The 1,776-nt window shown below is 55.5% G+C and carries 1 protein-coding gene; it reads right to left on the bottom strand.

Annotated elements, in window-relative coordinates:
* Window positions 1-1,582: dihydroxy-acid dehydratase (gene ilvD, locus COY37_RS02835; RefSeq protein WP_286975993.1), on the bottom strand; the 1,582-nt coding region annotated here is incomplete at its 3' end.
* Window positions 1,583-1,776 lie beyond the last annotated feature (194 nt).

A 1,776-nucleotide genomic window follows, 5' to 3' on the forward strand; every position in this document is an offset into this window, starting at 1 on the left:
CCGCAAGCCTCGATTTTATTTCATCATCGGAGAGTATAACGTTTAGTTTCCTCCCCGGTATATCTATCTTAATAGTGTCGCCCTCTTTAATCGCCGCTATCGGGCCCGCTTCCTGGGCTTCGGGTGAGACGTGTCCGATAGCCGCACCCCTCGTGCCCCCCGAGAAACGCCCGTCGGTAATGAGGGCCACTTTATCATCCAATCCCATACCGGCCAGGGCCGAAGTCGGGGTAAGCATCTCGCGCATGCCGGGGCCGCCCTTTGGACCTTCGTACCGGATGACGATAACATCGCCGGCCGCTATTTTGCCGCCAAGGATTGCCTCGGTCGCCTCGGGCTCGCCATTAAACACCCTGGCCGGGCCGGAATGCTTAAGCATGCTTTCCTTGACCGCCGCTTGCTTTACCACGGCGCCATCCGGCGCAAGATTGCCAAACAGGATCGCCAGGCCGCCGGTCTTCGAATAGGGATTATCCAACGGACGGATAACATCGTTATCCAGAACCTCTATCCCTTGCAGGTTCTCGGCGAGCGTCTTTCCTGTGGATGTCATAACAGTCGTATTCAAGTAGCCGCCCTTGTTAAGCTCGGCCATAACGGCCATTATGCCGCCGGCGCTGTAAAGGTCTTCGATATGATGGTGCCCCGCCGGGCTTATCTTGCACAGGTCCGGTGTGCTCAGGCTTATTTTGTCGACCATATTGAGGTCGAACTCAAGACCGGCCTCATGGGCTATCGCCGCAAGGTGAAGCATGGTGTTCGTTGAGCCGCCGAGCGCCATATCCACCGCAAGAGCGTTTCTAAACGCCTCGTTGGTGAGAATCTTGTCCGGCGTTATATCGTTCGCCAGCAAATCCATAACGGCCATGCCGGCAAGCTTTGCAAGACGAATCCTTTCGGAGTACGGTGCCGGAATCGTCCCGTTGCCGGGTAGCCCCATGCCGATGGCCTCGGTCAGGCAGTTCATCGTGTTTGCGGTAAACAAACCGGCGCACGAGCCGCAGGTGGGACAAGCGCGACTCTCAAACTCGTTAAGCTCGTCCTCGGTCATCGTGCCCGCTCCAACAGAGCCGACCGCCTCAAAGACGCTGATAAGATCGATATCTTTACCCCTATATTTTCCGGCAAGCATCGGACCGCCGCTTACAGCAACCGTCGGGATGTTCATACGCGCCGCCGCCATCAGCATGCCCGGCGTGACTTTGTCGCAGCTCGGGATAAGAACAAGCGCGTCAAAACGGTGGGCCTCGACGATCAGCTCGACCGAATCGGCAATGATCTCGCGGCTCGGCAGCGAGTACTTCATCCCCGCATGGTTCATCGCAATGCCGTCGCAGACGCCGATTGTCGAAAACTCAAACGGCGTGCCGCCCGCCAGCCGAATACCGGCCTTAACGGCCTCCGCTATTTTATCCAGGTGAATATGCCCCGGGATAATATCGTTCGCCGAGTTCGCAACGCCGATAAACGGGCGCCGCATCTCCTCGTCGGTCAAACCGATCGCTTTTAAGAGCGACCTATGCGGCGCCCTCACTATCCCTTTTTTAACTTCATCACTTCTGTATGCTCTTGTTTGTGCCATGTTTCCTCCTTGAGAATTGCGAATGTCGAATTGTGAATGAAAACCTTCTTCTAGAGAAAGCTGAAACTTAACCTAGACGCTGAGTAATGACAATCCTTGTGAGTGCCTTCGAGATTCTTCACTTCGCTTACGCTTCGTTCAGAATGACATCTACCATACCCTGGTTCTTAACCTGCCTACTGCATACTCCCTGC

Source organism: Candidatus Aquicultor secundus, assembly GCF_002791875.1.
In the GTDB taxonomy this organism is placed as follows: domain Bacteria; phylum Actinomycetota; class Aquicultoria; order Aquicultorales; family Aquicultoraceae; genus Aquicultor_A; species Aquicultor_A secundus.